Source organism: Pseudoduganella violaceinigra DSM 15887 (genome assembly GCF_000425385.1).
GTDB lineage: Bacteria > Pseudomonadota > Gammaproteobacteria > Burkholderiales > Burkholderiaceae_D > Rugamonas > Rugamonas violaceinigra.
Map to the genome: position 1 here is coordinate 421,415 of NZ_AUDI01000001.1, position 25,030 is coordinate 446,444.

Annotated in this window: 22 protein-coding genes and 1 tRNA gene; 12 read left to right on the forward strand and 11 right to left on the reverse strand. The window is 63.4% G+C overall.

The window, feature by feature from the left end:
• Positions 1-11 precede the first annotated feature (11 nt).
• The 9 genes from H597_RS0102065 to H597_RS0102110 all read left to right on the forward strand — a co-directional run bounded on the left by H597_RS0102065 (position 12) and on the right by H597_RS0102110 (position 8,060).
• Positions 12-1,538, forward strand: a complete 1,527-nt coding sequence (locus H597_RS0102065; protein ID WP_028100661.1) for a fumarate hydratase — start codon at positions 12-14, stop codon at positions 1,536-1,538.
• Positions 1,539-2,372, forward strand: coding sequence for a glutamate racemase (gene murI, locus H597_RS0102070; RefSeq protein WP_028100662.1), 834 nt, complete (start codon positions 1,539-1,541; stop codon positions 2,370-2,372). It abuts the gene before it with no gap.
• 80 nt (positions 2,373-2,452) lie between these two features.
• Positions 2,453-2,528: transfer RNA gene (locus tag H597_RS0102075), tRNA-His, on the forward strand.
• A 165-nt stretch (positions 2,529-2,693) separates the two neighbouring features.
• Positions 2,694-3,335: a uridine kinase gene (gene udk / locus H597_RS0102080; RefSeq protein WP_028100663.1), complete on the forward strand. Its 642-nt coding sequence runs from the start codon at positions 2,694-2,696 to the stop codon at positions 3,333-3,335.
• Positions 3,336-3,550: 215 nt separating this feature from the next.
• Positions 3,551-4,474 carry a serine/threonine-protein kinase gene (locus tag H597_RS0102085; RefSeq protein WP_028100664.1) on the forward strand — a complete coding sequence of 308 codons (924 nt, stop codon included), beginning with the start codon at positions 3,551-3,553 and terminating at the stop codon, positions 4,472-4,474.
• Positions 4,475-4,493: 19 nt separating this feature from the next.
• The gene (locus H597_RS0102090; protein ID WP_028100665.1) at positions 4,494-5,471 is read left to right on the forward strand and encodes a hypothetical protein; all 978 of its coding nucleotides are present in this window, start codon (positions 4,494-4,496) and stop codon (positions 5,469-5,471) included.
• The gene (locus H597_RS29415) at positions 5,464-6,786 is read left to right on the forward strand and encodes an adenylosuccinate synthetase (RefSeq protein ID WP_035372862.1); all 1,323 of its coding nucleotides are present in this window, start codon (positions 5,464-5,466) and stop codon (positions 6,784-6,786) included. The genes H597_RS0102090 and H597_RS29415 overlap by 8 nt, the downstream gene beginning before the upstream one ends.
• Positions 6,787-6,845: 59 nt before the next feature.
• The gene (locus H597_RS29420) at positions 6,846-7,550 is read left to right on the forward strand and encodes an NIPSNAP family protein (protein WP_051293458.1); all 705 of its coding nucleotides are present in this window, start codon (positions 6,846-6,848) and stop codon (positions 7,548-7,550) included.
• Positions 7,551-7,619: 69 nt separating this feature from the next.
• Positions 7,620-8,060 (forward strand): hypothetical protein, encoded by a 441-nt coding sequence (locus H597_RS0102110; RefSeq protein ID WP_028100666.1) that lies wholly within the window; start codon positions 7,620-7,622, stop codon positions 8,058-8,060.
• A 213-nt stretch (positions 8,061-8,273) separates the two neighbouring features.
• On the opposite strand, the gene H597_RS0102120 is transcribed toward H597_RS0102110, so the two are convergent.
• The 8 genes from H597_RS0102120 to typA all read right to left on the reverse strand — a co-directional run bounded on the left by H597_RS0102120 (position 8,274) and on the right by typA (position 17,361).
• Positions 8,274-8,618: a hypothetical protein gene (locus H597_RS0102120; RefSeq protein WP_028100667.1), complete on the reverse strand. Its 345-nt coding sequence runs from the start codon at positions 8,616-8,618 to the stop codon at positions 8,274-8,276.
• Positions 8,619-8,699: 81 nt separating this feature from the next.
• Positions 8,700-9,263, reverse strand: a complete 564-nt coding sequence (locus H597_RS0102125) for a hypothetical protein (RefSeq protein WP_154667912.1) — start codon at positions 9,261-9,263, stop codon at positions 8,700-8,702.
• Positions 9,264-9,345: 82 nt separating this feature from the next.
• A complete protein-coding gene (locus H597_RS0102130) occupies positions 9,346-9,681 on the reverse strand; it encodes an energy transducer TonB (RefSeq protein WP_035372863.1) in 336 nt (111 codons plus the stop codon).
• 28 nt (positions 9,682-9,709) lie between these two features.
• The gene (locus tag H597_RS0102135; RefSeq protein WP_028100670.1) at positions 9,710-10,042 is read right to left on the reverse strand and encodes an energy transducer TonB; all 333 of its coding nucleotides are present in this window, start codon (positions 10,040-10,042) and stop codon (positions 9,710-9,712) included.
• 51 nt (positions 10,043-10,093) lie between these two features.
• Positions 10,094-11,824: a methyl-accepting chemotaxis protein gene (locus tag H597_RS0102140; protein ID WP_211231997.1), complete on the reverse strand. Its 1,731-nt coding sequence runs from the start codon at positions 11,822-11,824 to the stop codon at positions 10,094-10,096.
• Positions 11,825-12,168: 344 nt separating this feature from the next.
• A complete protein-coding gene (dusA, locus tag H597_RS0102145; protein ID WP_371850714.1) occupies positions 12,169-13,113 on the reverse strand; it encodes a tRNA dihydrouridine(20/20a) synthase DusA in 945 nt (314 codons plus the stop codon).
• A gap of 183 nt (positions 13,114-13,296) precedes the next feature.
• Positions 13,297-15,438, reverse strand: coding sequence for a DUF3141 domain-containing protein (locus H597_RS29425; RefSeq protein WP_229632072.1), 2,142 nt, complete (start codon positions 15,436-15,438; stop codon positions 13,297-13,299).
• 87 nt (positions 15,439-15,525) lie between these two features.
• Positions 15,526-17,361 carry a translational GTPase TypA gene (typA, locus tag H597_RS0102155; RefSeq protein ID WP_028100673.1) on the reverse strand — a complete coding sequence of 612 codons (1,836 nt, stop codon included), beginning with the start codon at positions 17,359-17,361 and terminating at the stop codon, positions 15,526-15,528.
• 167 nt (positions 17,362-17,528) lie between these two features.
• Here typA and H597_RS0102160 point away from each other — a divergent pair, with 167 nt between their 5' ends.
• The 3 genes from H597_RS0102160 (at position 17,529) to H597_RS0102170 (ending at position 20,476) form a co-directional block, all read left to right on the forward strand.
• Positions 17,529-18,722 carry a tetratricopeptide repeat protein gene (locus H597_RS0102160; protein WP_051293460.1) on the forward strand — a complete coding sequence of 398 codons (1,194 nt, stop codon included), beginning with the start codon at positions 17,529-17,531 and terminating at the stop codon, positions 18,720-18,722.
• Positions 18,722-19,873, forward strand: a complete 1,152-nt coding sequence (locus H597_RS0102165; protein WP_051293461.1) for a polysaccharide deacetylase family protein — start codon at positions 18,722-18,724, stop codon at positions 19,871-19,873. The genes H597_RS0102160 and H597_RS0102165 overlap by 1 nt, the downstream gene beginning before the upstream one ends.
• Before the next feature lie 126 nt (positions 19,874-19,999).
• Positions 20,000-20,476, forward strand: coding sequence for a DUF6622 family protein (locus H597_RS0102170; RefSeq protein WP_028100676.1), 477 nt, complete (start codon positions 20,000-20,002; stop codon positions 20,474-20,476).
• A 147-nt stretch (positions 20,477-20,623) separates the two neighbouring features.
• Here H597_RS0102170 and truB read toward each other — a convergent pair whose 3' ends face one another.
• The 3 genes from truB to infB all read right to left on the reverse strand — a co-directional run bounded on the left by truB (position 20,624) and on the right by infB (position 25,026).
• Positions 20,624-21,550 carry a tRNA pseudouridine(55) synthase TruB gene (gene truB / locus H597_RS0102175; protein WP_028100677.1) on the reverse strand — a complete coding sequence of 309 codons (927 nt, stop codon included), beginning with the start codon at positions 21,548-21,550 and terminating at the stop codon, positions 20,624-20,626.
• The gene (gene rbfA, locus H597_RS0102180; RefSeq protein ID WP_028100678.1) at positions 21,547-21,948 is read right to left on the reverse strand and encodes a 30S ribosome-binding factor RbfA; all 402 of its coding nucleotides are present in this window, start codon (positions 21,946-21,948) and stop codon (positions 21,547-21,549) included. Before rbfA ends, truB begins: the two co-directional genes overlap by 4 nt.
• A gap of 192 nt (positions 21,949-22,140) precedes the next feature.
• Positions 22,141-25,026, reverse strand: coding sequence for a translation initiation factor IF-2 (gene infB, locus H597_RS0102185; RefSeq protein WP_028100679.1), 2,886 nt, complete (start codon positions 25,024-25,026; stop codon positions 22,141-22,143).
• Positions 25,027-25,030 lie beyond the last annotated feature (4 nt).

The window sequence follows — 25,030 nt, forward strand, 5'->3', positions numbered from 1 at the left end:
ACGAGCCAATCATGACCATCATCAAGCAAGACGACCTGATTGAATCAGTCGCCGCCGCGCTGCAGTACATCAGCTACTACCACCCTGCCGACTACATCCAGCACCTGGCGCGCGCGTACGACGCCGAGCAAAGCCCGGCCGCCAAGGATGCGATCGCCCAGATCCTGACCAACTCCCGCATGTGCGCGGAAGGCAAGCGTCCGATCTGCCAGGACACCGGCATGGTGAACGTCTTCCTGAAGATCGGCATGGGCGTGCGCTTTGAAGGCTTCAAGGGCACCGTGACCGACGCCGTCAACGAAGGCGTGCGCCGCGCGTACAACTTCGCCGACAACAAGCTGCGCGCCTCGATCGTGGCCGACCCGCACTTCGAGCGCAAGAACACCAAGGACAACACCCCGGCCGTGGTCCACATGGAACTGGTGGAAGGTAACACCGTGGAAGTGGCCGTTGCGGCCAAAGGCGGCGGTTCCGAGAACAAGACCAAGTTCGTCATGCTGAATCCTTCCGACTCGCTGGTGGACTGGGTGCTGAAGACCGTGCCGCTGATGGGCGCCGGCTGGTGCCCGCCTGGCATGCTGGGCATCGGTATCGGCGGCTCCGCCGAGAAAGCCATGCTGCTGGCCAAAGAGTCGCTGATGGAAGACATCGACATGTTCGAGCTGAAAAAGCGCGGCCCGCAGAACAAGCTGGAAGAACTGCGTATCGAACTGTGCGACAAGATCAACGCCCTGGGCATCGGCGCGCAAGGCCTGGGCGGCCTGACCACCGTGCTGGACGTGAAGATCAATATGTACCCGACCCACGCCGCATCCAAGCCGGTCGCCATGATCCCGAACTGCGCGGCCACCCGCCACGCCCACTTCGTGCTGGACGGTTCCGGCCCGTCCTACATCGAGCCTCCAAAGCTGTCCGACTGGCCTGATGTCACCTGGGCTGCCGACACCGAAAAATCCAAGCGCGTCGACCTGAACACCCTGACCAAGGAAGAAGTGGCGTCCTGGAAGCCGGGCCAGACCCTGCTCCTGAACGGCAAGATGCTGACCGGCCGCGACGCGGCGCACAAGCGCATCCAGGACATGCTGGCCAAGGGCGAGCAGCTGCCGGTGGACTTCACCAACCGCGTGATCTACTACGTCGGCCCGGTCGATCCGGTGGGCGCGGAAGTCGTCGGCCCAGCCGGCCCGACCACCGCCACCCGCATGGACAAGTTCACCGACATGATGCTGGAAAAAACCGGCCTGATCTCCATGGTCGGCAAGGCCGAACGCGGCCCGACCGCGATCGAATCGATCCAGAAGCACAAGTCGGCCTACCTGATGGCAGTCGGCGGCGCGGCCTACCTGGTGTCGAAAGCGATCAAGGGCGCCAAGGTGGTGGGCTTCGAAGACCTGGGTATGGAAGCGATCTATGAGTTCGACGTGGTCGACATGCCGGTCACCGTGGCCGTCGATTCCACCGGCACCTCCGTGCACAACACCGGCCCGAAAGAATGGCAGGTGAAGATCGAGTCCCTGAAAGCAGCGCAGCCAGCATAAATGGTCCATCCAGTTCCCTCCTCCGCCGATGCGCCAATCGGCGTCTTTGATTCCGGCGCAGGAGGACTCTCCGTGCTGCGCCATATCCACGCGCAGCTGCCGGACGAGCATGTGCTGTACTTCGCCGACGCCGCTTTCTCGCCTTACGGCGAAAAGACGGATGAATGGCTGGCCCAGCGCTCGCTGGAGATTGCGCACTTCCTGGTGCGGCAAGGCGTCAAGGCACTGGTGGTCGCCTGCAACACGGCCACCGGCGCGGCCATCAAGGAGCTGCGCAAGCACTATCCGGAATTGCCCATCGTCGGCGTGGAGCCGGGCCTCAAGCCCGCCTCCGCCGCCACGCGCAGCGGCAAGGTCGGCGTGCTGGCCACCGAGGCGGCGCTCACCAGCGACAAGTTCCTGCAACTGCGCGACCACCTCACGGTGGCGAACGGTACACGGTTCGTGCTGCAGGGCTGCCCGGGACTGGCCAACGCAGTCGATCGCGGCGAACTTGCCACACCGGCCACCGTGGAGCTGCTGCGCGGCTTCATCGAACCGGTGCTGGCACAGGGCGCCGACACGCTGGTATTGGGCTGCACCCACTACCCGTTCGTGCAGCAGGCCATCGAAGGCATTGTCGCCGGCCGGGACGTGAAGCTGATCGACACCGGCGAAGCGGTGGCGCGTCAGCTGGCCCGCCTGCTGGAAGGTGCCGGCCTGCGCCGCCCGGGCGGCACGCCGGCCCACCTGCGCGGCTATACCAGCGGCAGCGCAGCGGTCCTGCAACAGGCGTTTGCCAGCCTGCTGGGCCTGCGCCCGACGGTGGAATCGGTGCAGCTTGGCGGGGCTTAAAATAATATTTGCCACTTCGGGAACAAGCCTATATAATCTCGGCTCTGTCGCGCTACGGGGCGATAGAAAAGCAGTCAGTGGTGGCTGTAGCTCAGTTGGTAGAGTCCAGGATTGTGATTCCTGTTGTCGTGGGTTCGAGCCCCATCAGCCACCCCAAGAATCCTAAGCCCAGCCTTGTGCTGGGCTTTTCATTTGGCGCAATTTTGCGCCGCCCTGGATCGACCCTCGCAACGAATTCCCGTACACTTCATACCAGCGCAACAGTTGCCCTACCCGGCATCAGGACTGAGTTATGTTTGGACGGCCCAGTTTCACGCATGTATGAATAAATCTTCCTCATTGCCTTTTGTGATTGGCGTGGCCGGCGGCAGCGGCAGCGGCAAATCCACCGTAACGCAGCAGGTGCTGGCCGCCTTCGGCGCCGAAGTGGTCTCCGTCGTCATGCAAGACGACTACTACTGCGACCAGACCCACCTTTCGCCGGAAGTGCGCCGCAAGGCCAATTACGACCATCCGGACGCCTTCGACTGGCCGCTCCTGAACGAGCAGATGCAGGCGCTGCGCCGCGGCGAAGCCATCGAAATGCCGGAATACGATTTCACCGTCGATAACCGCTCCACCAAGACCATCCACGTCAAGCCCGCGCCGGTGATCGTCATCGAGGGCCTGTTCGCCCTTTACGACGCCGACTTGCGCAAAATGATGTCGCTGAAGATCTTCGTCGACACCGCTCCGGACGTGCGCTTTATCCGCCGCCTGCAGCGCGATATTTCCGAGCGCGGCCGGACCCTGGACAGCGTGGTCGGCCAGTATCTGGAAACGGTACGCCCGATGCACAAGCAGTTCATCGAGCCGACCAAGCGCTATGCCGACGTGATTTTGCCGCATGGCGCCAACGGCCCCGCGGTGGACGTCATTACCACCAAGGTTGCCAGCTTGATCAGCACCTTGCAGCGGAGCTAAGAGGCTATGTCAAAATGGGCGTGGCTAGGCGCGGCGACGACGGCAGTGCGCCTGCACGGCAAGGAGCTGCAACAACGCCATGGCCATTTTGAAACGGCCTCTAAGCCCTGCAGCGACCGAAGCCCGGCCAAGTGCCGGGCTTTTTCTTATGTGCGACATTGGTATTTAAGCATCGCTGCAATATAATTGATTTCAGACAACCTTCCAGGATTGACGTGGATTTCCAGTCTCTGAATTGCCCGCAATGTGGCGGGGTATTGCCGCGCCAGGCCATCTGGCGCACCGTCGCCTGCCCCTATTGCGCCGCCACCGTCACCCGCGCCGATTCCGTCGTCGATCTGGCCCGCTTCCATGAAGCCCTGGCACGCTTCCAGAACGACCCGCCCGGCCAGGACGCCCGCTGCGGCGAGCGGCGCTACCGCATCATCCGCCAGCTTTACGAAGGCGCAGGCACGCGCGTCATGCTGGCGCGGCGCTGCGGGCGCCTTGGCGAACACGTGGTGCTGAAATACGCCGGCGCCGATAAACTGGCACGCGAGCGCGATGTGCTGCGCCAGCTGCAGGCCGACAACGCTCCCGGCTCCGCCTACTTCTCGCAACGCCTGCCCGAATCCATCGCCCTCGGACCGGACGGCAATGGCGCCACGGTGCACGTGCTGCGCCACCCTCCGGGCTACTGGGGCAGCCTGGCCGAAGTCCACCGCCGCTACGCCAACGGCCTCGATCCGCGCCATATGGTCTGGATGTGGCGCCGCGTGCTGGAAGTACTGGCGCATGTGCACAGCATCGGCTGGAGCCACGGCGCGGTAAGCCTGGAGCATATGCTGGTGCATCCGGCCGACCACGGCATCTTCCTGATCGGCTGGTCGGGCGCCAAGCGGCACGGCGACCAGGCGCGCGACCTGCTGCAATCGGTATGGAGCATGCGCGCCCTGCTGGCCGGCCAGCGCGCCGGCGACGATGCACCGCCGATCCCCGCTTCGGTCCCGGCGCCGCTGGCGCAACTGCTGCACCGCGCCAGCTCGGACGCCCGCTGGCTGCATGCGCAGGGCGCGGCGGGCCTGCACCATCACGTGACCAGCGCGGCTGCCGAGGCTTTCGGTCCGCCGCGTTTCCTTCACTTCCAACCAACCCCCTGACCTATCCAAAGGAGCCAAATTGGGACACGGTAATTATTCCTTCACGGCCCACGCCGCCCTCGTGGCCGACCGCGCGTCCGCCTCGCGCACCGAGGTATTCCAGCAGCGCGCCTGCCATCCGCTGATGAACCCGAAAGGCATCAAGATGCGCGAATCGCGCGACAATGCCGACCACCCGAATTCCCTGGGCATCGTCTTCGCGCTCGACGTGACCGGCTCGATGGGCGATATCCCGCAGCAGCTGGCCACCAAGGAGCTGCCGACCTTCATGCGCCTGCTGATGGCCTGCGGCGTCCCCGACCCGCAAATCCAGTTCATGGCCATCGGCGATGCGGTTTCCGACCACGCGCCGCTGCAGGTCGGCCAGTTCGAATCGACGGCGGAACTGATGGACCAGTGGCTGACCTGGAGCTATATCGAAGGCGGCGGCGGCGGTTCGGGCGAAGAAAGCTATGAGCTGGCCTTCTACATGGCGGCCCAGCACACCGACCTCGATTGCTGGGTAAAGCGGCGCAAGAAAGGCTATCTGTTCCTGACCGGCGACGAACTGCCCTACCCTGCCGTGTCGCGCCACCAGATCGAAGCCCTGGTCGGCGACCGCCTGGACCAGGACTTGCCGATCGAAGAAGTGATCGCGGCCGCGTCGGAGACCTTCCACCTGTTCTTCCTGGTGCCGGACCTGCATCGCCGCCAGCGCTGCGAAGCGCGCTGGCGCGAGCTGCTCGGCGACCATGTGATCTGCATGGAAGCACCGCAGGACGCCTGCGCCGTCGCCGCTTCCATCGTCGCCCTGACCGAAGGCGCGCTGCCGAAACTGGACGCCCTGCCGTCCGTGCTGTCCGGCGAAGGCGTTGCGGGCGACCGCGTGTCGGCCATCGTCCGTGCCCTGCGCCCTTACGCCGCGCTGCTGGAAAACGGCACCGCCCACGATATTCCGGCGTCGTCGCATACCGCGGCGCTGGCTGAACGCCCATGGTGGAGGCGTCTGTTTGGTTGAGAACAGGATAGTCTCGGTCATCGGGCTCGCGTTCGGCGACTGCGGCAAAGGCTTGTTCACGGACTACCTGTGCCGCGCCCGGTCGGCGCACACGGTGGTCCGCTTCAATGGCGGGGCGCAGGCCGGCCATAACGTGGTCCTGCCTGACGGCCGCCAGCATACTTTTTCCCAGTTCGGCGCCGGCACTTTCATTCCCAGCGTCGCCACGGTGCTGTCGGCCCCAGTGATCGTCCACCCCACCGCCTTGCTGGTGGAAGACAGCTACCTGCAGCGGGCCGGCGTTGCCGACGCGCTGCAGCGCCTCTTCATCGACGCCCGTTGCCTGGTCACCACGCCTTACCACGAAGCTGCCGGGCGCCTGCGCGAACGCGCGCGCGGCGCCGCTGCGCATGGCAGCTGCGGCGTGGGCTTTGGCGAAACGGTCGGCCATGCGCTGGCCCATCCGGCCCAGGCAATCCGCTACGGCGAACTGCTCGATTCATCGCGCACGCGCGACAAGCTGGACGCCGTGCGCCACAGCCTGCGCGCTTCGCTCCCCGCCGGCGCCACCGCGTTGAATCCTGAGGATGCCGCCATCCTCGACGATCCCGGCTTCGGCATGCTCTGGCTTGGGCACGCGCAGCGCGTGGCAGCAATCGCGCCGCCCGCCGCCCCCGAACAGATCGCGGCGCGGCTCGCGCGTCCCGGCGGCATTGTGATGGAAGGCGCACAAGGCATGCTGCTCGACGAATGGCATGGCTTCCACCCGCACACCACCTGGAGCAGCACCGGCCCCGCCGCGGCGGACGCCGTGATTGCCGGCTACGGCTTGCGGGAACATGTCACCCATTTCGGCGCCATGCGCAGCTACCTGACCCGCCATGGCCAGGGGCCCCTGCCAACGGAAGACAAGGCGCTGGACTGCCTGGCCGAACCGCACAACCACGAGAGCGGCTGGCAGGGCCGGTTCCGCCGTGGCCACCCGGACGCCGTGCTGCTGCGCTACGCGCTCGCCGCTGCGGGCCGTATCGACGGCCTGCTGGTCAGCCACCTGGACGCATTCGGCCGCAACCCCGGGCTGCGCTGGGCCCACAGCTATAACGTGGACGGGCGCGAGGTGCGCGAACTCGCACGGTCGCAGCAGCCCGACCTGGCACACCAGACGGCGCTGTGCCAGCAGTTGTCCAACGCGCAGCCGGTCTTCGCCTCAGGGCCGCTCGCCAGTGCGGAAGCATTCCTAAGCGAACTGCAGGCCGTCGCCGGTCTGCCGGTCGTCCTGGGCTCGCACGGTCCGACACACCGGCATGTCCTGCCTGTGGATCCAGGCCGGATATAGGCCGGATATAGTGCGGATATAGGGCGGGTTTCGTCCGCATTGCCGCCTAGTCTGGCGGCATGGACAAATTTCCCGTGATTGAATTCCGCCGTTACACCACCGTCGAGGGCGGCCAGGCAGCGTTCGCGCGCTATTTCGAAACCCTGTTCCCGGAAGCCTTCCAGCAGCTGGGCGCCCTCGCCCTGGGCCAGTTCACGGAGCGCGGCAATCCGAACAGCTTTCTCTGGCTGCGTGGCTTCAGTAGTTGGGAGCAGCGCGCCGTCGCCAACGCAGCCTTCTATTACGGCCCCGTATGGAAGGAGCATAAAGCCACGCTGAACGGCTTAATGACGGACAGCGATAACGTACTGCTGCTGCGCCCTTTACGTCCCGGCAGCGGCGTGCCCATCTTGCCGGTGCCGGACCCGGTGCTGGAGCCGGAAGGCGCTCAAGGCGATGTGGTGGCCGTGCTATGCGACGTACAACCCGGACAACTGGCACGCTTTGCCGAACTGGCAGCACCGGCGTTCGCCGCCTGGCGCGACGCGGGCTGGCGCGACGCCGGCACGCTCGCCACACTGGACCAGCCCAACAACTTCCCCCAGCTGCCGGTGCGCGGCGACGGACCGCACCTGGTCTGGCTCGGCATCGCAGCCCCCGGCTGCGCACCACCGGACCTCGCAGCACTCGGCGAGGCCGCCTGCGGGCTGCTACGCGAGCCGCCGGAATGCATCCTGTTGCGTCCAACACAGCGATCCCGTCTGCGCTGGCGAAAATCCAATTAAAGGTGTCGCGGCATTTACTTTGGAGATAAAATAACGACTCAGAGAAACGTTGCGCGAATGGAATAATTAATGTCTGAGTTGAAAGATCTATCCACCTACAGCAAAGACACCCCCGTCGGCCTGCCCGGCGTCGGCGGACGTGCCGGCCTGTTCGTCCCCACCGAGCTGTTCGACGTCGCCAACTCCAGCACCATCCGCCATGGCGCCGGCATTGTCGGCTTCGGCAACCCCGACGGATCGCTCACCATCTACTTCGAAGCCAATCGCTTCGACGAGTCCAGCCTGCATAAATGGGAAAACAAGGCGCGCAAGGCTTACGACCGCATGGTCATGGTGGCGCCCACCGTGTCGAAAGCCAAGATCGATGCCAAGTTCCTGGAACTGGTAGGCTATATCGACGGCGCCGGAATCACCCTGAAGGAACCGGCCCGCGTGAACGAGTGGCTGGCCCAGTCGAATGCCATGGATACCGCGCCGGAAGCAGCCGTGGTGCTGTGGGGAAGAAAATAACGGACGAGCTATAGTCCTACAAAGGCATCGGCAACACTCCGATGCCTTTTTTGTTTGCTCTTAGATAAGATGGAATCAATTCTTAGGCAGGAGTATTCCATGACCCACCACCCTTATGCCAGCAGCGCTTTGCTGCTCAGCCTGGTGGCCTCCGCAACTTGGCTGCTGTGCTCGGCGGACGTGCTGGCGCAAATCCCCCTCTTCTTCCACTGATTACCAGCGGCGGCCGCCGCGCCCATGGTAGTGGCGGCTGGTGAACAGGAAATCAAAACCGATCGAGACCGGCGGATAAGCGTAAGCCGGCGCCGGCGCGTAATAATAGGGCGCTGGCGCCATATACACGGGCTGCGGCGCCACGTAGACAGGCTCGCGCTGGACATATACCGGCTCGCTCGAATACGTCACTGGGGCGCCGCTACGCGCCGCCGTACCGTTCTGCACCGGCGTCACCGACACGGTGCGCCATTCATAAGGATTGCTGGACGCGTAGCGCACCGGCTGCTCGGCGCAGCCAACCAGGCCCAGCGCCAGGACCGGTAACATCATCAAGGTTTTCATGGCATTCTCCTTCCCAGGCTTCAACTATAGGGAAAAACCAGGCGCCTGCCGCAGCTTTTACAATTACTTACTGCCGGCAACTCAGATATACGGGATGTCGCATTTATCCAGCGGCTTGCCTTTACCGTCGACACGCTGGGCGCAAACCCGGTAAGTGATCCCATATTCCATATCGACACGGTACACCTTCCCGTACGGCAGGGAAACCGACTCCTGCAGCGTGCGCTGGTAGCTCAGCGCCGGCACATCGGACGGGATCGCGATCGAGGTGTGGAAATTGCGGCGGCGGTCCTGCTGGCGGCGGTGCACGTCCACGCTCACGCCCAGGTCCAGCGTAACGCCGCCCGGCTCGTAGTTATAGCGCGTGATATTGCGCGAAGCGCTCAGCACGCCCCAGGCGCAAGGCAAGGCATCCGGGCATTGCTTGAGCTGGGCCAGCGGGAAGATTTCCTCGTTATTGGCCAGTTCCTGCAACTGCCAGGCCGTGCGCGTGCCGTCCAGCTTGCCGCTGGCCGCATTCGGCCAGGTCATGGCGTTGACCACCACGACGGACAGCTTGTTGCGGGCCGGGTCGTTCGGGTTGCGCCACATGGAGCAACCGGACAACAAGACGCCTGCCAGTGGAACAAGAAACAGAACTTTCATGCGGGCTACCCCAGTTGCGATACCCGCAGATTAACAAAAAACGGCCCGCGAGGGGGCCGTTTTCTTGAGCGGGAGGCGAATTTCAGTCCAGCTTCCAGGCGTAGTCCACCTTGGTCCAGGTTTCGGCCGGGGCGCCGTCCTTGGTCCCGGGCTTGAACTTGCAGGCGCTCAAGGCCTTCAGTGCCGCCTTGTCCAGATTCTTGAAACCGGACGATTTGTCCAGCTTGGAATCCTTCACGTCGCCGTTCGCGGCGATCAGGAAGGACATGCTGACCGTGCCCTGCTCTTCGTTCATCAGGGAAGCCTTTGGATACTCGGCCTTGCAATTTTTCGCGTCGAACGTTGCAGGAACCTCGCCGGCGTAAGCCGATGCGCCCAGTACCAGCGCCACAGCCAAAACACTCAACTTCGTCTTCATGTTCTTCCCCTACTGAGAATGAAATGGATTACAGGGACCAGACGTAGTCGACCTTGGTCCAAGTCTGGGCCACGGCGCCATCCTTGGTGCCCGGCTTGAATTTGCAAGCGGTGATGGCTTTCACTGCAGCCTTGTCCAGGTTCTTGAAACCGCTGGACTTGTCCACCTTGGAATCCATGACTTCACCGCTGGCCGAAACCAGGAAAGCCATGGAAACGGTGCCCTGCTCTTCGTTCATCAGGGAAGCCTTCGGGTATTCAGCCTTGCAGGTCTTGGCATCGAATACAGCTGGGGTTTCGCCCGCGAACGCGGAAACGGACACGATGGATGCTGCGATAAAACCAATCAAACGCTTGTTCATTTCTATCCCAATCAAAATTGTGTGAAAAAACTGCGGGTATGTCCCCGATTATTAAAATTCTTCCCATTCGTCGCTGCCCGCGGTGGCGGCGACAACCTTCTTGGGCGCTGGCGCGGCGGCCGGCTTGGCGGCGGCAGGACGCTTGGCCGGCGCTTTCGGCACCACGGCGACCGCGGTCTGCGTTACGACAGGCCGGGCGGCGCTCAGCGCATATTCCGCTTCGGCGTCGAGCTTGAAGATCGACACCACGCGCGACAGTTCGCCAGCCTGGTCTTGCAGCGACTGGGCGGCGGCGGCCGCTTCTTCCACCAGCGCCGCATTCTGCTGGGTCATGGCATCCATCTCGATGATGGACTGGTTCACCTGCTCGATGCCGGCGCTCTGCTCCTGCGAGGCGCTGGCGATTTCGCTCATGATGTCGGTCACGCGGCGGACCGAAGCCACCACTTCATCCATGGTCACGCCGGCCTGGCCGACCAGTTTCGAGCCGCGCTCCACCTTCTCGACGGAGTCGCCGATCAGGGCCTTGATCTCTTTCGCGGCGCCGGCAGAACGCTGGGCCAGGTTGCGTACTTCGGATGCAACGACGGCAAAACCGCGGCCCTGCTCACCGGCACGCGCCGCTTCCACGGCGGCATTCAGCGCCAGGATATTGGTCTGGAACGCGATGCCGTCGATCACGCCGATGATGTCGACAATCTTGTTGGCGGACGCATTGATCGAGCTCATGGTCTCGACCACCTGCGACACCACCTGGCCGCCCTTCAGCGCCACATCGGAGGCGGACGCCGCCAGCTGGTTGGCTTCGCGGGCATTGTCGGCGTTCTGTTTCACGGTGGAGGTCAGTTCTTCCATGGCGGAAGCGGTCTTCTCCAGGTTGGACGCCTGCATTTCGGTACGCGACGAGAGGTCGATATTGCCGGCCGCGATTTCGCGGGAAGCGGTGCCGATGGTCTCGGTACCCTGGCGCACCTGGCCCACGATGTCCACCAGGCTGTCGCGCATTTCCTTGATCTCGACCAGCAGGGAATCCTTGTCGGTGGACGAGGTGTTGATATCGACCGACAGGTCGCCGTTGGCGATGGCGCCGGCGATGGCTGCGGTGTAGTCAGGCTCGCCGCCCAACTGCTTCAGCAGGCCGCGGGTAATCATCCAGGCGGCGAAGATCGACACGATCACGGCGGCCAGGCCGGCGACGATCATGAACAGGCGCGCGGAGGAGAAGCCCTCGGCCGCTTCGACCTTCATCGAATCGTTGATCTTGTCTTCCAGCGCGGCCAGCTGGCCCAGCGCCTCAACCCACTTCTTCTGCGCAGGCTTGATCTCTTTCAGGTAGATCTTGGTCGCGGCCAGGGCGTCGTTGGCCAGCCACAGCTCGGAAGCCTTCTTCACGGCCGGCAGCACCACGGTTTCCTGCGCCTTCACCTGCGACAGCAGGGTCTTTTCTTCCGGGGTGGCGTCCTGCGCGTACAGGGCGGCCAGTTTGGCGTCGGCGGCCTCGTACTCCTTCAGGCCCTTGTTGATGCGCGCCAGTTCCGGCTCCATGTCCGAAGGTTCGGACATCAGGGTCAGGATCTTCAGGCCGCTCACGTTTTCGACGTTGTTGCGCATGTCGATCACCAAGCGCGTTGCAACCGCATTCACGCTCACCACGTGATCCAGGCGGTCCTGAATTTGCGCCATACGCCAGATGCCGACGACCGTGATAATGACGAGGAACGCCAGTACCAGTGCGAAACCGAGGCCCAGACGGGCTCCAACCTTCATTTTACTCAAATTCATTTCGGCTCTTTATTGGATAGATTTTCGATTGCCTAAAGGATGCTGGCGCAAAACATTTACCCCATCCACCGATCCTTGCTGCTACGCAAGTAACGACAGTAGCAAACTATGACTGCGAATGCAAAGACAGCTAAGGCCGCGGGATGAAACCTGTCGTATTTCATCCCAGGCACGGTAGGAACCGCGGATAGCATCTGTGAATCACAGAAATTATAGACCCGAGGTTTCCACACGGCAAGCAAATTTCGCTTAGAGTGTTGGCAAATGAATTTTCTTCTGAGAAACAGCTCAGCAGCAGCGGCTGGCGGAGGCGAAAGCGCAGGATTGCCTGCGCTTATTCGAAATCAGATGGTGCGGCTGAAGGCTTCCAGCAAAACGCGGGGATCGCCGGCCGCCAGTTTCTTGGCGTCGGACAGCGTCTGGCGGAACTGGCGCGCGCCTTTCAGGCCTTGCGCCAGGCCCAGCATATGGCGGGTGATCGTGTTGATTTTCAAGCCCTTGCCGCCGTCCTTCGCCAGCTGCTCCTCGATATACGGCATCATCGCCTCCAGCACTTGCTGGCGGCTGCGCGGCTCCCCGGCAGCGCCGTAGTAGCGCTGGTCGAAAGCGGCCATCAGGTAAGGATTGTGGTAAGCCTCGCGGCCCAGCATGACGCCGTCCACATGCTGCAGGTGCAGGTCGATTTCCTCCAGCGTCTTGATGCCGCCGTTGATCAGGATCTCGAACTGCGGGAAATCCTGCTTCAGCTGGTAGGCGTACTCGTATTTCAGCGGCGGGATCTCGCGGTTTTCCTTGGGCGACAAGCCCTTCAGGATGGCGTTACGGGCATGCACCACAAAGGTGGTGCAGCCGGCTTCCGCCACGGTGCCGACGAAATCGCGCACGAAATCGTAGCTCTCCTCCTGGTCGATGCCGATGCGGTGCTTGACGGTGACCTCGATCTGGACCGCATCCTTCATCGCCTTGACGCAATCGCGCACCAGCTCCGGCTCGTTCATCAGGCAGGCGCCGAACGCGCCCTTCTGCACGCGCGGCGACGGGCAGCCGCAATTCAGGTTGATTTCATCGTAGCCCCACTTCTCGCCCAGCTTGGCCGACGTGGCCAGATCCTTCGGATCGGAGCCCCCCAGCTGCAGCGCAACCGGATGCTCCTCCTCATTGAAGCGCAGGTGGCGCTCCACATCGCCGTACACCAGGGCACCGGTGGTCACCATCTCCGTGTACAGCCAGGTGTATTGGGAAATCAGGCGATGGAAGTGACGGCAATGGCGGTCGGTCCAGTCCATCATCGGCGCCACGGATAGTCGGCGGGAAGGCTTGGGGGCGAGCGAGGTGGTCATGATGGCAAACATCGGCAATGAAGCAAGGGGCGCATATTATAGCGAAAGTCGGAGTCAGCTCTGGCAAACGGACATTTCGCTACGCGTCGCGAAGCGAAAAGCTCATCGAGAAGCCAGAGCTAAGCCCGACTTTTATGCGAAGAGTTCCTCGACGCGGGACATGCGCCGCGCCGCTTCGCCCGTCAATTCGCCGGAGGCGGTCATGATCTGGCGCACGCCTTCCAGCGCGCGCTTGCGGTCGGCGTCGGCCAGCAGCTTGGGCAGGGCCGACATGGCGCGCTCTTCGTCCAGCTGCAGGATCATGTTCTGCTCCTGCACCACCTCCTTGAAGCGCGCCAGCGACATGCGCTCCTTGGCCGGCAGCCGCATGCGCAGTTCGCGCAGCGTGGTGAAGGCGCGTTCGTCGGCCACCCGCATTTCCGGGCTGCGCGCGATATACAGGATCGAGCGCAGCACCGCTTCGCGCTCGCCGCCGCTGGCCAGGCGCTTGGCCGCTTCGGTGCGCCGCGCCGCCACCACCGATTCGCGCGCGATATCGCGCCCGATGCGGCGCCGGATATTCGCCGAATCCGCCCGCAGGCCCACCAGCGTTTGCAGCAGCGGCTGGCCGTAAGTGGAGAGGAAGAACTGCTCCACCGCCTGATCGCGCAGCACCTGGTAGCGCTCCAGCACCGCCACAATCTGCTCGGATGCCGCTTCCTGCATTTTCAGGAAGGGGTTATCCGGCGACGCCGGCTTGCGCTGCTCGCGCACCTGCTCCGCCAGCGCGCTGATCCCGCTCAGGAAAGGGTTCATGTCGGAGAACAGCTCATACCGCAAACGGTAGGGGTGCATACGCCGCGTCCATTCCGCCGTCTGCTCGCTGGTGGTGGCCCGCACAAAGGGGCTGACGAAAGTGCGGTACAGGCCCTGGTTGATCTCCGACAGGCGCGCCACCGTGGCAAAGCGGCGCTCATCCTCGTCGTCGTTGCTGCCCAGGGCGCGCAGGGCATTCAGGTCGCGCCGCTCGAAGCGCACCACGTAATTGCCATCGGCCAGTTCGGGACTGTGCACGCCCTCCCCGCTCTTGTCGATGAACACCGCTTCGTACAGGCCGGGCGGCAGCACATCGATCAGGTCCATCGAGCGGGTGAATTCATCGTGCTCCTTGTTCGCCACCGACGCGGAGACGAAAATCCCCAGGTGCCCGATCGATTCGTGCAGGGTGTACACCACCGTCTGCCCACCGGCCACCAGCGCCGCATCGTCTTCGTACAGGTCGAGCAGCCAGCCCAGCGCCTGCTGCGGCGGCGTGATGTCGTCGCCCCAGGAACAGAACACCACGATGGGCGAGCGGATATTGCGCAGGTCGATGCGGCGGCCATCCGTATCGTGGATGGTGCCGTTGCTCAGGCGGTTGCCGACGAACAGGTTATCGGTGATGAACTGGATTTCCTCGGCATTCAGCAGCACCGGATTGCCCCACCAGCGCTCGAACTCCAGGAAGCGTTTTTCCTCCGTGTCGACGTTGGCGTACACGTGGTAAGCCTTCTTCCAGTACGTGTTGGAAGGATTCATGTTCTCGAAATTGCTGACCAGGTGGGCGCCGTCGAACTTGCCGTTGCCAAGGTCGCCGGCCAGGGACGTCATCCAGGTGCCGCCGGTCAGGCCGCCAAGATAGCGCAGCGGATTCTTGCCGCGCACGCCGGCCCAATACGACAGCGGCGCGCCGGCCAGCACCAGCGGCCCCGCCAGCTCCGGATGCAGCGCGGCGGTCATCATGATCTGCCAGCCGGCCTGGCAGTTGCCGATCAGGGCCGGCTTGCCCTCCGCCTGCGGGTGCAGGTAAGCCACCTGTTCGATGAACTGGGCTTCCGCGTGGCAGACGTCTTCGATGGTCTGGCCCGGCACCGGGGCCGGCAGGAAGCCGATGAAGTAGCAGGGGTGGCCGGCCTTCAGCACCACGCCGATTTCGCTGTCCTGCTTCATGCCGCCGATGCCCGGCCCATGCCCGGCGCGCGGGTCGACCACGATGAAGGGACGCTTGTCCTCGTCGATTTCCATGCCGTCCGGCGGGATGATGCGCATCAGCGAGTAATTGACCGGGCGCGCAAGGGTGCGCCCGTCGATGAGCGTTTCGAATTCGAAGTTGAGCACATGCGGCGCGGTTTCCCGCTCACGCGCATTGCGTTCGGTGCCGCGACGATACAGCACGTCCATGAACAGAATGGACCGCTGCCAGGCGTCGGTCCAGTATTCCACGGCCTGGGCGGCCAGGTTGGCGGGTTCGGCCATGCTGCGTCTCCTCATTGATGCCGGCTCGGCATGACAGATTACCATGTCACCAATAAAAAACCCGCCTTGCGGCGGGTTCTTTTTGCATTACGCGTTTTCCTTGTTGGCACGCTTACGCTCGTGCTCTTTCAGGAAGCGCTTGCGCAGGCGGATCGACTTCGGCGTGATCTCGACCAGTTCGTCGTCGTCGATGAATTCGACAGCGTATTCCAGCGACATCTGGATCGGCGGCACCAGGCGCACCGCTTCGTCGGTACCCGACGAACGCACGTTGGTCAGCTGCTTGCCCTTGATCGGGTTGACCACCAGGTCGTTATCGCGCGAGTGGATACCGATGATCATGCCTTCGTACACTGGGTCGTTGTGGACCACGAACATACGGCCGCGATCCTGCAGTTTCCAGATCGCGTAGGCCACGGCAGCGCCGTCGTCCTGCGAAATCAGCACGCCGTTGCGGCGGCCGCCCAGTTCACCTTTGGAGGTGTCGACCGGAGCGTAGGCGTCGAACACGTGCGACATCAGACCGGTACCGCGGGTCAGGGTCATGAATTCGCCCTGGAAGCCGATCAGGCCGCGCGCAGGAATACGGTACTCCAGGCGCACACGGCCCTTGCCGTCCGATTCCATGTTCTGCAGATCGCCGCGGCGGCGGCCCAGTTCTTCCATCACGCCGCCCTGGTTGGCTTCTTCCACGTCAACGCTCAGTTGTTCGTATGGCTCGTGGCGCACGCCGTCGACCATCTTGAACACGACGCGCGGACGCGATACAGCCAGCTCGAAACCTTCGCGGCGCATGTTTTCGATCAGGATGGTCAGGTGCAGCTCACCGCGGCCGGACACTTCGAAAGTGGTGTCGTCGTCGGTTGGGGCAACGCGCAGCGCAACGTTGGCCTTCAGTTCCTTGTCCAGGCGATCACGCAGCTGGCGCGAGGTCACGAATTTGCCTTCGCGGCCAGCCAGTGGCGAGTTGTTGACCATGAAGTTCATGGTCAGGGTCGGTTCGTCGACGGTCAGCATTGGCAGCGCGTCCGGGGTGTCCGGTGCGCACACGGTGGAACCGATGCCGATTTCGTCGATACCGTTGATCAGGATGATGTCGCCGGCAACGGCTTCGTCCACCAGCACGCGCTCCAGGCCCTTGAAGTTCAGCACCTGGTTGATACGGCCCTTGATCGGGGTCGAATCAGGACCGTTCAGGACCACCACGTCCTGGCCGGTCTTCACGCGGCCGCGGGACACGCGGCCAATGCCGATCTTGCCCACGTAGGACGAATAGTCCAGCGAGGTGATTTGCATCTGCAGCGGGCCGTCTGGATTGTCGTCGCGCACCGGCACGTATTTCAGGATGGCTTCGAACAGCGGCTTCATGTCGCCGCCGCGCACGGTTTCGTCCAGGCCGGCGTAGCCGTTCAGGCCCGAGGCGTACACGATCGGGAAGTCCAGCTGTTCATCGGTTGCGCCCAGCTTGTCGAACAGTTCGAAAGTCTGGTTGATCGCCCAGTCAGCGCGCGCGCCCGGACGGTCGATCTTGTTCACCACCACGATCGGCTTCAGGCCCAGGGCCAGTGCCTTGCGGGTCACGAAGCGGGTCTGCGGCATCGGGCCTTCCTGCGCATCGATCAGCAACAGCACGGAGTCGACCATCGACAGCACGCGCTCCACTTCGCCGCCGAAGTCGGCGTGGCCTGGGGTGTCGACGATGTTGATGTGGGTGCCTTCGTACTCAACGGCGCAGTTCTTCGACAGGATGGTAATGCCGCGTTCTTTCTCCAGGTCGTTGGAGTCCATGACGCGGGTATCAACCTGCTGGTTCTCGCGGAAGGTACCGGACTGCTTCAGCAGCTGGTCCACGAGGGTGGTTTTGCCATGGTCAACGTGAGCGATGATGGCGATGTTGCGAATTGCGCGTTTAGTAGTAGACATGATGTGTGTGTGAACAGGAATTCTGCACGTGCGGGAGCACTGAACCCACTAGTATAGCATGCTGCTTCGCAACGCAGTAGTTCTCCAGGCTTGATTTCCGTAAGGTATTATTTAAGGAATAAGCAATGATGCTTATTGAATCTCAATGAAAAGCTTGGAGAGCACCTATGAAATTGCGTTTGACGAAGACCGCCCTGGCATCCGCCGCCCTGTCCCTGCTGATGGCCGGTGCGGCCGTTGCCGCCCCTGTCAGTGTGCAGATTTTGAGCGCCACCATCAAGGACAAGAAGATCGACGGCGCCACCGTCACGCTGCAAAAGAACGGCGAACAATCGGTCAGCGCCACCACTGACGCGCAAGGCCAGGTCAAACTGGCGCCCGCCTTCGGGGACGACGCCTCGACCCTGATGATCGTCAAGAAGCCCGGCTACTCCAACCTGGTCGTGAAATGCCCATGCGACGGCGCCACCTACGCCATCAGCCCGGTGATGAATAACCTGGACGGCATGCGCATTGTCCTGAACTGGGGCGCCAGCCCGCGCGACCTCGACTCGCACATCGTCTACCCGAACAACCACGTCTACTTTGTCAACAAGCGCGGCGCCGACGCCAACCTGGACGTCGACGATGTCGACGGCTACGGCCCGGAAACCATCACGCTCGAACGCAAGCATGTCGGCCAGCGCTACGTCTACGCCGTGCACGACTTCTCCGACGCCGGCAACCCGAACACCCGCAACCTGGCCAACAGCGGCGCCAAGGTCTTCGTCTACGTCGGCCAGACGCTGGTGCGCACGTACTACGTGCCGACCAGCGGCGTGGGCAACCTGTGGACCGTGTTCGCGGTGACCGAAGAAGGTGAATTCCAGGACTTCAACACCATCAAGGGCGTGACCAGCTTCGAGCGCCTGCAAACGTCCGAATTCGCCGGTGTCGGCCGCGCAGCCGATGTGCAGGCCGTCAGCTACAGCAGCGGCAACCAGGACAGCGCCAAGCGCCTGAACAGCCAGGGCGAATCGGCCTACCATGCCGGCAACCTGGACGAAGCGATCAGCCTGTACCAGCAAGCCATTGAATTGAACGGCAACTACGGCCAGGCATATAGCAATCTGGGCCTGGCCTTCCAGAAAGCCAACCGCACCGCCGAAGCCATGTGGGCCAACCGCAAAGCCATCGCCCTGGCGAACGGCCCGACCGCAGCCACCGTGCGCGCCAGCTCGCACTACAACAACGGCAAGATCTACGAAGCCGCATCCCAATGGGACGACGCGCTGCGCGAATACCGCGCCGCCCTGGCCGAGAAGAACAATCCGACCTACGAAAAAGCCATCGCGCGCATGCAGCAGAACGGGGCCAAATAATGCGCGCGCCAGCGCTGCCCTTGCTGTGCATGGTCGCCGCGCTGGCCGCGGTCGCGCTGCCCGCCACTGCCGCCGGACCGGCGGCAGTGGCCAAAGCCGACCGCCGCCTGTGGACGGAAACCCTGAACAGCCGCAACGGCTTTGACAAAGCCTCGCGCGCATCCATCCTGACCTACGCAACGGCGCTGCAGGACATGCAGAAAATGGCCGACGCCGACATGCTGGCCGCCTTCAAGATCAAGAGCCTGAACCGCGCCTCGGTCGACAAATGGCTGAAATCGGAACTGGCCCTGTCGCTGGCGAACTACCAGCGCGCGGCGCGCGACTGCGCCGGCGGCGGCGACTGGACCTGCGTCGCCCCGCTCGGCAACGTGGAAGCCCTGCTGCGCCAGGCCGATAGCTGGCAAAAGTCGATCCCGGCCGGCCAGCAAGCCTGGCACGCCAACCTGTCCGCCTTCGCCCACGCCTACCTCGCCGAACAACTGCGCCTGGCCGCCCTGTTCCCCAAGGTCAGCAGCGAAATCGACCGCTTCGGCCCCCACGAATGGAACGGCGACACGCTGGAAGACCGCCAGTTCCTGCTCACGTTCGACGATGGCCCGTCCCCCGGCCCCAACACCGACGACACCCTAGCCATGCTGGCAGCGGCCAAGAAGACCGGCGTCTTCTTCGTCCTCGGCGAAAACCTGCAAAACCGCGTCAACAAGGCCGGAGCCGCCAAGGTGGCCGCTTCCTACAAAAACCAGTGCATGGCCTCGCACGGCTGGCAGCACCAGTCGCACGCCAAGTGGGACCAATGGCAGGACTCCATCACCCGTACCCACGCGCTGCTGAACACCACCTTCGGCAAAGGCGACGTGCTGCCCTACTTCCGCCCGCCGTACGGCCAGCGGCCGGCGGACAGCGCACCGTTCTTCCAGCAGCAGGGATTGCAGGTCGCGCTGTGGAACCTGGACTCGCAGGACTGGAGCAGCCAGGTCACGGCCGACGACGTCAGCAACCGCATGATCGCCCTGATGCTGATCAAGCGGCACGGTGTGCTGCTGTTCCACGACGTGCATAACAAAGCCAAGTCGGCGCTGCCCGTCATCTTCGATGAACTGGGTACGGCCGTCAGCTGGCGCGACTGCCAGCAAGCGCTCCCGCGCTAACTGAGTTGGCGCGGAACGGAGGCCGTTTCGCGCCATTCAGGACCGGATTCGTCGCAAACCAGTGGCAGCGCGGAGGATGCCGGCGCAAAGTGTGCTCATCGAAACCACCTTTGCGAGGAATGCAAAATGCTGCAGCAAATCGTCAGCCACACCCCAAGCTACGTGTGGTGCATCCTGGGCTTCCTGATCTATCGCGGCGTAGCCGCATCGCGCGACCGCAGCGTGACTTTGCGCGCCGTCTTCATCCTGCCGATTGTCATGCTGGTACTGGGACTGCAGGGATTATCCAATGGCTTCGGGCTGGCGACGCCGGCCGGCGCGGCATGGCTGGCGGGCCTGGCCGCAGGCGTAGCGATGATGTGGCACAGTGCAGGAAAAGGGGTCGTGCTGGAGCGCGCCACGGGCAAGGTTCAGCTTCGCGGCAGCTGGCTGCCGATGGCCCTGATGATGGCAATCTTCGTTGGCAAGTTCGCGATGGCGGTGACCTTGGCGACGCAGCCAGCCCTGAGCGCCAAGCTAGGCTTCGCCCTGCCGGCATGCACCGTGTTCGGCGCACTGTCCGGCGCCTTCATGGCCCGCCCGCTGCGCCTGGCCATAGCATAAGAAAAGCCGGGGTCAGGTCTGTCATTCGGACACGCAGCCCACTTCTTTGATCTATCTCAATACGCAAATTCACTCGAATTAGCGTATTGAGATAGATCAAAGTTTGTGATTGGATGTCCAAATGACAGACCTGACCCCGGCTTTTATTTATGCAGTGGCGATCAGGCGTTCGGGGGCGAGGATGGCGTATTCGCCGAAGATGCCGGTGCCGAGCAGGCGGCCGCTGTCGTTGTAGATTCGCACGCGGCCTTCATACGGCGTCGGCACGGCGATGCTTGGCTCCTTGCCGAGCGGCAGGCGTTGGCCGTGCAGGAAGCGTTTCGCCAGCTCCTCGTTCAAGACGATGCGCGGGAAACTCGACAACAGTGCATCCACCGGCGCCAGCAATGCGCGCGGCGCTGCGTGCGCGGCCAGCTCTTCCAGCGTGATCATCTTGTCGGTGGTGAGCGCGCCAACCTGGGTACGGCGCAGCGCATTCAGGTGCGCGCCGCAACCGAGGGCGGCGCCGATGTCCTCACCCAGCACGCGGATATACGTGCCTTTGCTGCAGGTGACTTCAACTTTCAGGTACGGCGCTTCCCATGACACCAACTCCAGCTTGTGGATCACCACGTCGCGCGCTTCGCGTTCCAGCGTGATGCCTTCGCGCGCGTATTCGTACAGCGGCTTGCCGTCGCGCTTCAGCGCGGAGTACATCGGCGGCACCTGCTTGATCGGGCCGCGGAAACGGGCCATCACGGCTTCGATTTCGGCTTGCGTGCAATTGACGTCGCGCGTTTCCAGCACGGCGCCTTCGGTGTCGCCGGTGTCGGTGCGCACGCCCATGTGCACGGTGGCCAGGTAGGTCTTGTCGGCTTCCAGCAGGTCTTGCGAGAACTTGGTCGCTTCGCCGAAGCATAGCGGCAGCAGGCCGGTGGCGAAGGGGTCGAGCGTGCCGGTGTGGCCTGCTTTTTTCGCGTTCATGAAGCGCTTGGCCTTGATCAGGGCGTCGTTGCTGGACAGGCCAACCGGCTTATCGAGCAGCAGCACGCCGTCCACGGCGTCGCGCACGCGCTTGGTGCGGACTTCGGTCATTCTTCGTCTTTATTCTCGTCGAAGTCGGCGGCGCGCGTGGCGTTGGCCTTGTCGATCAATGCGGACATCGCCATGCCGCGCGAGGCGGACATGTCGTGCAGGAAGTGCAGCTGCGGCAGCGTGTGGATGTGCAGGCGCTTGCCCAGCTGGTTGCGCAGGTAGCCGGCGGCGGCGGCGAGGCCGGCCAGGATGTTCTTGATCGATTCCGGGTCGTCCTTCAGGGTGGTGAAGAATACCTTGGCGTGCGCGTAGTCGGGGGTGAGCTGCACTTCCGACAGGGTGATCATGCCCACGCGCGGGTCCTTCACTTCGAAGGCGATCAGCTCCGACAGGTCTTTCTGGATTTGATCCGCCACGCGCAGGCCGCGCTGGGGGATGGATTTGCTGTGTTTTGCCATGATGATTTCCTGTTGAACCGGCACACCGGTGTCTGCCCCGCAAGGCAAGACACCGGAGACGCGGCGGCCACCACTTTTGCAGTGAGGGCCAGTTCCTGCCGCCGTACCGGTTTGCATAAAACTAAAAGGCGGGTGCCCTGCCCCGCCTAAGCGAGGCGGGAAGCACCCGCCGTGTATCGCGCCGTCCTGCTATTACAGGGTACGGGCGATCTCCTGCACTTCGAACACTTCGAGCACGTCGCCCACTTCGATGTCGTTGTAGCCCTTCAGGTTCAGACCGCACTCCAGACCGGCGCGTACTTCTTTGGCGTCGTCCTTGAAGCGCTTGAGCGAGTCGATCTCGCCGGTCCACACCACGATGTTGTTGCGCAGCAGGCGGACGGAAGACGAACGCTTGACCACACCGTCGGTAACCAGACAGCCGGCGATGGCGCCAACCTTGGATACCAGGATGACCTGGCGGATTTCGACCTGGCCGGTAACGTGTTCGCGCTTCTCCGGCGCCAGCATGCCCGACAGTGCCGCTTTGACCTCTTCGATCGCATCGTAAATGATGTTGTAGTAGCGGATGTCGACGCCGTTGGTCTCGGCCAGCTTGCGCGCCTGGGCATCGGCACGGGCGTTGAAGCCGATGATAACTGCCTTGGACGCGGTCGCCAGGTTGACGTCCGATTCCGTGATGCCGCCCACCGCTGCGTGCACAACCTGGACGCGCACTTCGGAGGTCGACAGTTTCTGCAGCGAGCCAACCAGCGCTTCCTGCGAACCTTGCACGTCGGTCTTGACGATCAACGGCAGGTTCTTCACTTCGCCTTCGGCCATCTGGTCGAACATGTTCTCCAGCTTCGCCGCTTGCTGCTTGGCCAGCTTCACGTCGCGGAATTTACCTTGGCGGAACAGGCCGATCTCGCGGGCTTTACGCTCGTCTGCCATGACCATCACTTCTTCACCGGCGGCCGGCACTTCGGTCAGGCCTTGGATCTCTACCGGGATCGATGGACCGGCTTCGGCAATCGACTTGCCGTTTTCGTCCAGCATCGCACGAACGCGGCCGAAGGACGAACCAGCCAGCACCACGTCGCCGCGGCGCAGGGTACCGGATTGCACCAGGATGGTGGCCACAGGACCGCGCCCTTTGTCCAGGCGCGCTTCCACCACCAGGCCGCGCGCAGGCGCTTCGACCGGGGCTTTCAGTTCCAGGACTTCAGCTTGCAGCAGCACTTGCTCCAGCAGGTCGTCGATGCCCTGGCCGGTTTTCGCCGACACCGGTACGAACGGCGAATCGCCGCCGTATTCTTCCGGCACCACTTGCTCGGCCACCAGTTCCTGGGTCACGCGGTCGACGTTGCCGCCCGGTTTGTCGATCTTGTTGATGGCGACCACCAGCGGTACGCCGGCAGCTTTCGCGTGGGCGATCGCTTCCTTCGTCTGCGGCATCACGCCGTCGTCGGCTGCCACCACCAGGATCACGATGTCGGTTGCTTTCGCACCGCGGGCACGCATTGCCGTAAAGGCTTCGTGACCCGGCGTATCGAGGAAGGTGATGATGCCGCGCGGGGTTTCCACGTGGTAGGCGCCGATGTGCTGGGTAATGCCGCCGGCTTCGCCCGACGCGACTTTGGCGCGGCGGATGTAGTCCAGCAGGGAGGTTTTACCGTGGTCGACGTGGCCCATCACGGTCACCACTGGTGCGCGCGGGCTTGCTTCGTACTCGGCGTGCTCGCCCTGGTCGGCCAGCAGCGCTTCCGGATCGTCGACGGCGGCGGCGAAGGCCTTGTGGCCCATCTCTTCCACCACGATCATCGCGGTTTCCTGGTCCAGCACCTGGTTGATGGTGCACATCTGGCCCAGCTTCATCAGCTGCTTGATCACCTCGGACGCCTTGACTGCCATCTTGTGCGCCAGTTCGGCCACGGTGATGGTTTCCGGCACGTGCACTTCATGCACGATCGCTTCGGTTGGCTGCTGGAAGTTGGTTTCACGGTCGTCATGATGGCTGCCGCGGCGGCCACCTTTGCCGCCCGCGCGCCAGCCGTCACGGCCGCCTGCATTGCCGCCGGTGTTGCCACCGCGGCCTTTGCCGGCGCCGCCGCCAGGTGCGCCACGGCGCTTGTCATCCTGCCAGGTCGAGGCCACATTGGCCGACTTGATGGATTTCTTGTCGCCTGGCTTCTTGTCGTCTTTCTTGTCGCCGGCTGGAGCAGCTGCGGTCGTCGCCGGCTTCTTGTCCGCTGGCTTGTGCAGGGTGCCTTCCGCGACTTTCGGCTTGACGGCGGCAGGCGCCGGCTCAGGAGCCTTCATCACGCGGCGCGGCTGGCTCATCATCAGTTTGATCTGGGCCACTTCGTCCGCGACGGCCTTGCGGGCGCGTTCGGTCGCTTCGGCGCGCTCGGCGGCTTCCTTGGCTGCCAGCTCGTGCTTGCGCTTGGATTCTTCGGCCGCGGCCAGGCGTTTCTTCTCTTCTTCCTCGGCGGCGGCTTTCTGCGCAACGCCTGCTGCGGCGGCGGCGGCGGCTTTTTCAGCGGCAGCCTTGTCGGCCGAGGCTTTCTTTGCCTGCTCTTCCGCTACGCGCTTGGCTTCCTCTTCGGCGGCTTTGGCTTGCGCAGCCTTTTCCTCGTCCAGCTTGGCCAGGCGTTCCTGCTTTTCTTTCAGCTCCGCTTCCTGGCGGGCGATCAGCTCGGCCTGGCGGCGCGCTTCTTCTTCACGGCGCGCCTGTTCGGCGGCGTCGATCACCGGTGCGGCCGGCTTGGCGCTCGCCGCGGTGGTCAGGTCGTCGCGCTGCACGAAGGTGCGCTTCTTGCGTACTTCGACCTGGATGGTGCGGGCCTTGCCGGAGGCATCGGCCTGCTTGATCTCCGTGGTCTCTTTACGGGTCAGGGTGATCTTCTTCTTTTCGCCCGGCTCGGCGCCTGCGCCGTGGGTACGGCGCAGGTGCTCCAGCAGCTTGTCCTTATCATCTTTTGACAATGGATCTGACGCCGAACTCTTGTCGACGCCAGCAGAACGCAGCTGCGACAGCAGCAAATCTGCAGGCATCTTCAGTTCGGTGGCAAATTGGGCTACGTTGTTACTCGCCATTCAG

What these genes read in the sequence shown, in the direction of transcription:
- H597_RS0102065 (WP_028100661.1), top strand. Translation starts at nt 12, where the DNA reads ATGACCATCATCAAGCAAGACGACCTGATTGAATCAGTCGCCGCCGCG.
- murI (WP_028100662.1), top strand. Translation starts at nt 1,539, where the DNA reads ATGGTCCATCCAGTTCCCTCCTCCGCCGATGCGCCAATCGGCGTCTTT.
- udk (WP_028100663.1), top strand. Translation starts at nt 2,694, where the DNA reads ATGAATAAATCTTCCTCATTGCCTTTTGTGATTGGCGTGGCCGGCGGC.
- H597_RS29420 (WP_051293458.1), top strand. Translation starts at nt 6,846, where the DNA reads ATGGACAAATTTCCCGTGATTGAATTCCGCCGTTACACCACCGTCGAG.
- H597_RS0102110 (WP_028100666.1), top strand. Translation starts at nt 7,620, where the DNA reads ATGTCTGAGTTGAAAGATCTATCCACCTACAGCAAAGACACCCCCGTC.
- H597_RS0102120 (WP_028100667.1), bottom strand. Translation starts at nt 8,618, where the DNA reads ATGAAAACCTTGATGATGTTACCGGTCCTGGCGCTGGGCCTGGTTGGC.
- H597_RS0102125 (WP_154667912.1), bottom strand. Translation starts at nt 9,263, where the DNA reads ATGAAAGTTCTGTTTCTTGTTCCACTGGCAGGCGTCTTGTTGTCCGGT.
- H597_RS0102130 (WP_035372863.1), bottom strand. Translation starts at nt 9,681, where the DNA reads ATGAAGACGAAGTTGAGTGTTTTGGCTGTGGCGCTGGTACTGGGCGCA.
- H597_RS0102135 (WP_028100670.1), bottom strand. Translation starts at nt 10,042, where the DNA reads ATGAACAAGCGTTTGATTGGTTTTATCGCAGCATCCATCGTGTCCGTT.
- H597_RS0102140 (WP_211231997.1), bottom strand. Translation starts at nt 11,824, where the DNA reads ATGAATTTGAGTAAAATGAAGGTTGGAGCCCGTCTGGGCCTCGGTTTC.
- dusA (WP_371850714.1), bottom strand. Translation starts at nt 13,113, where the DNA reads ATGATGGACTGGACCGACCGCCATTGCCGTCACTTCCATCGCCTGATT.
- H597_RS29425 (WP_229632072.1), bottom strand. Translation starts at nt 15,438, where the DNA reads ATGGCCGAACCCGCCAACCTGGCCGCCCAGGCCGTGGAATACTGGACC.
- typA (WP_028100673.1), bottom strand. Translation starts at nt 17,361, where the DNA reads ATGTCTACTACTAAACGCGCAATTCGCAACATCGCCATCATCGCTCAC.
- H597_RS0102160 (WP_051293460.1), top strand. Translation starts at nt 17,529, where the DNA reads ATGAAATTGCGTTTGACGAAGACCGCCCTGGCATCCGCCGCCCTGTCC.
- H597_RS0102165 (WP_051293461.1), top strand. Translation starts at nt 18,722, where the DNA reads ATGCGCGCGCCAGCGCTGCCCTTGCTGTGCATGGTCGCCGCGCTGGCC.
- H597_RS0102170 (WP_028100676.1), top strand. Translation starts at nt 20,000, where the DNA reads ATGCTGCAGCAAATCGTCAGCCACACCCCAAGCTACGTGTGGTGCATC.
- truB (WP_028100677.1), bottom strand. Translation starts at nt 21,550, where the DNA reads ATGACCGAAGTCCGCACCAAGCGCGTGCGCGACGCCGTGGACGGCGTG.
- rbfA (WP_028100678.1), bottom strand. Translation starts at nt 21,948, where the DNA reads ATGGCAAAACACAGCAAATCCATCCCCCAGCGCGGCCTGCGCGTGGCG.
- infB (WP_028100679.1), bottom strand. Translation starts at nt 25,026, where the DNA reads ATGGCGAGTAACAACGTAGCCCAATTTGCCACCGAACTGAAGATGCCT.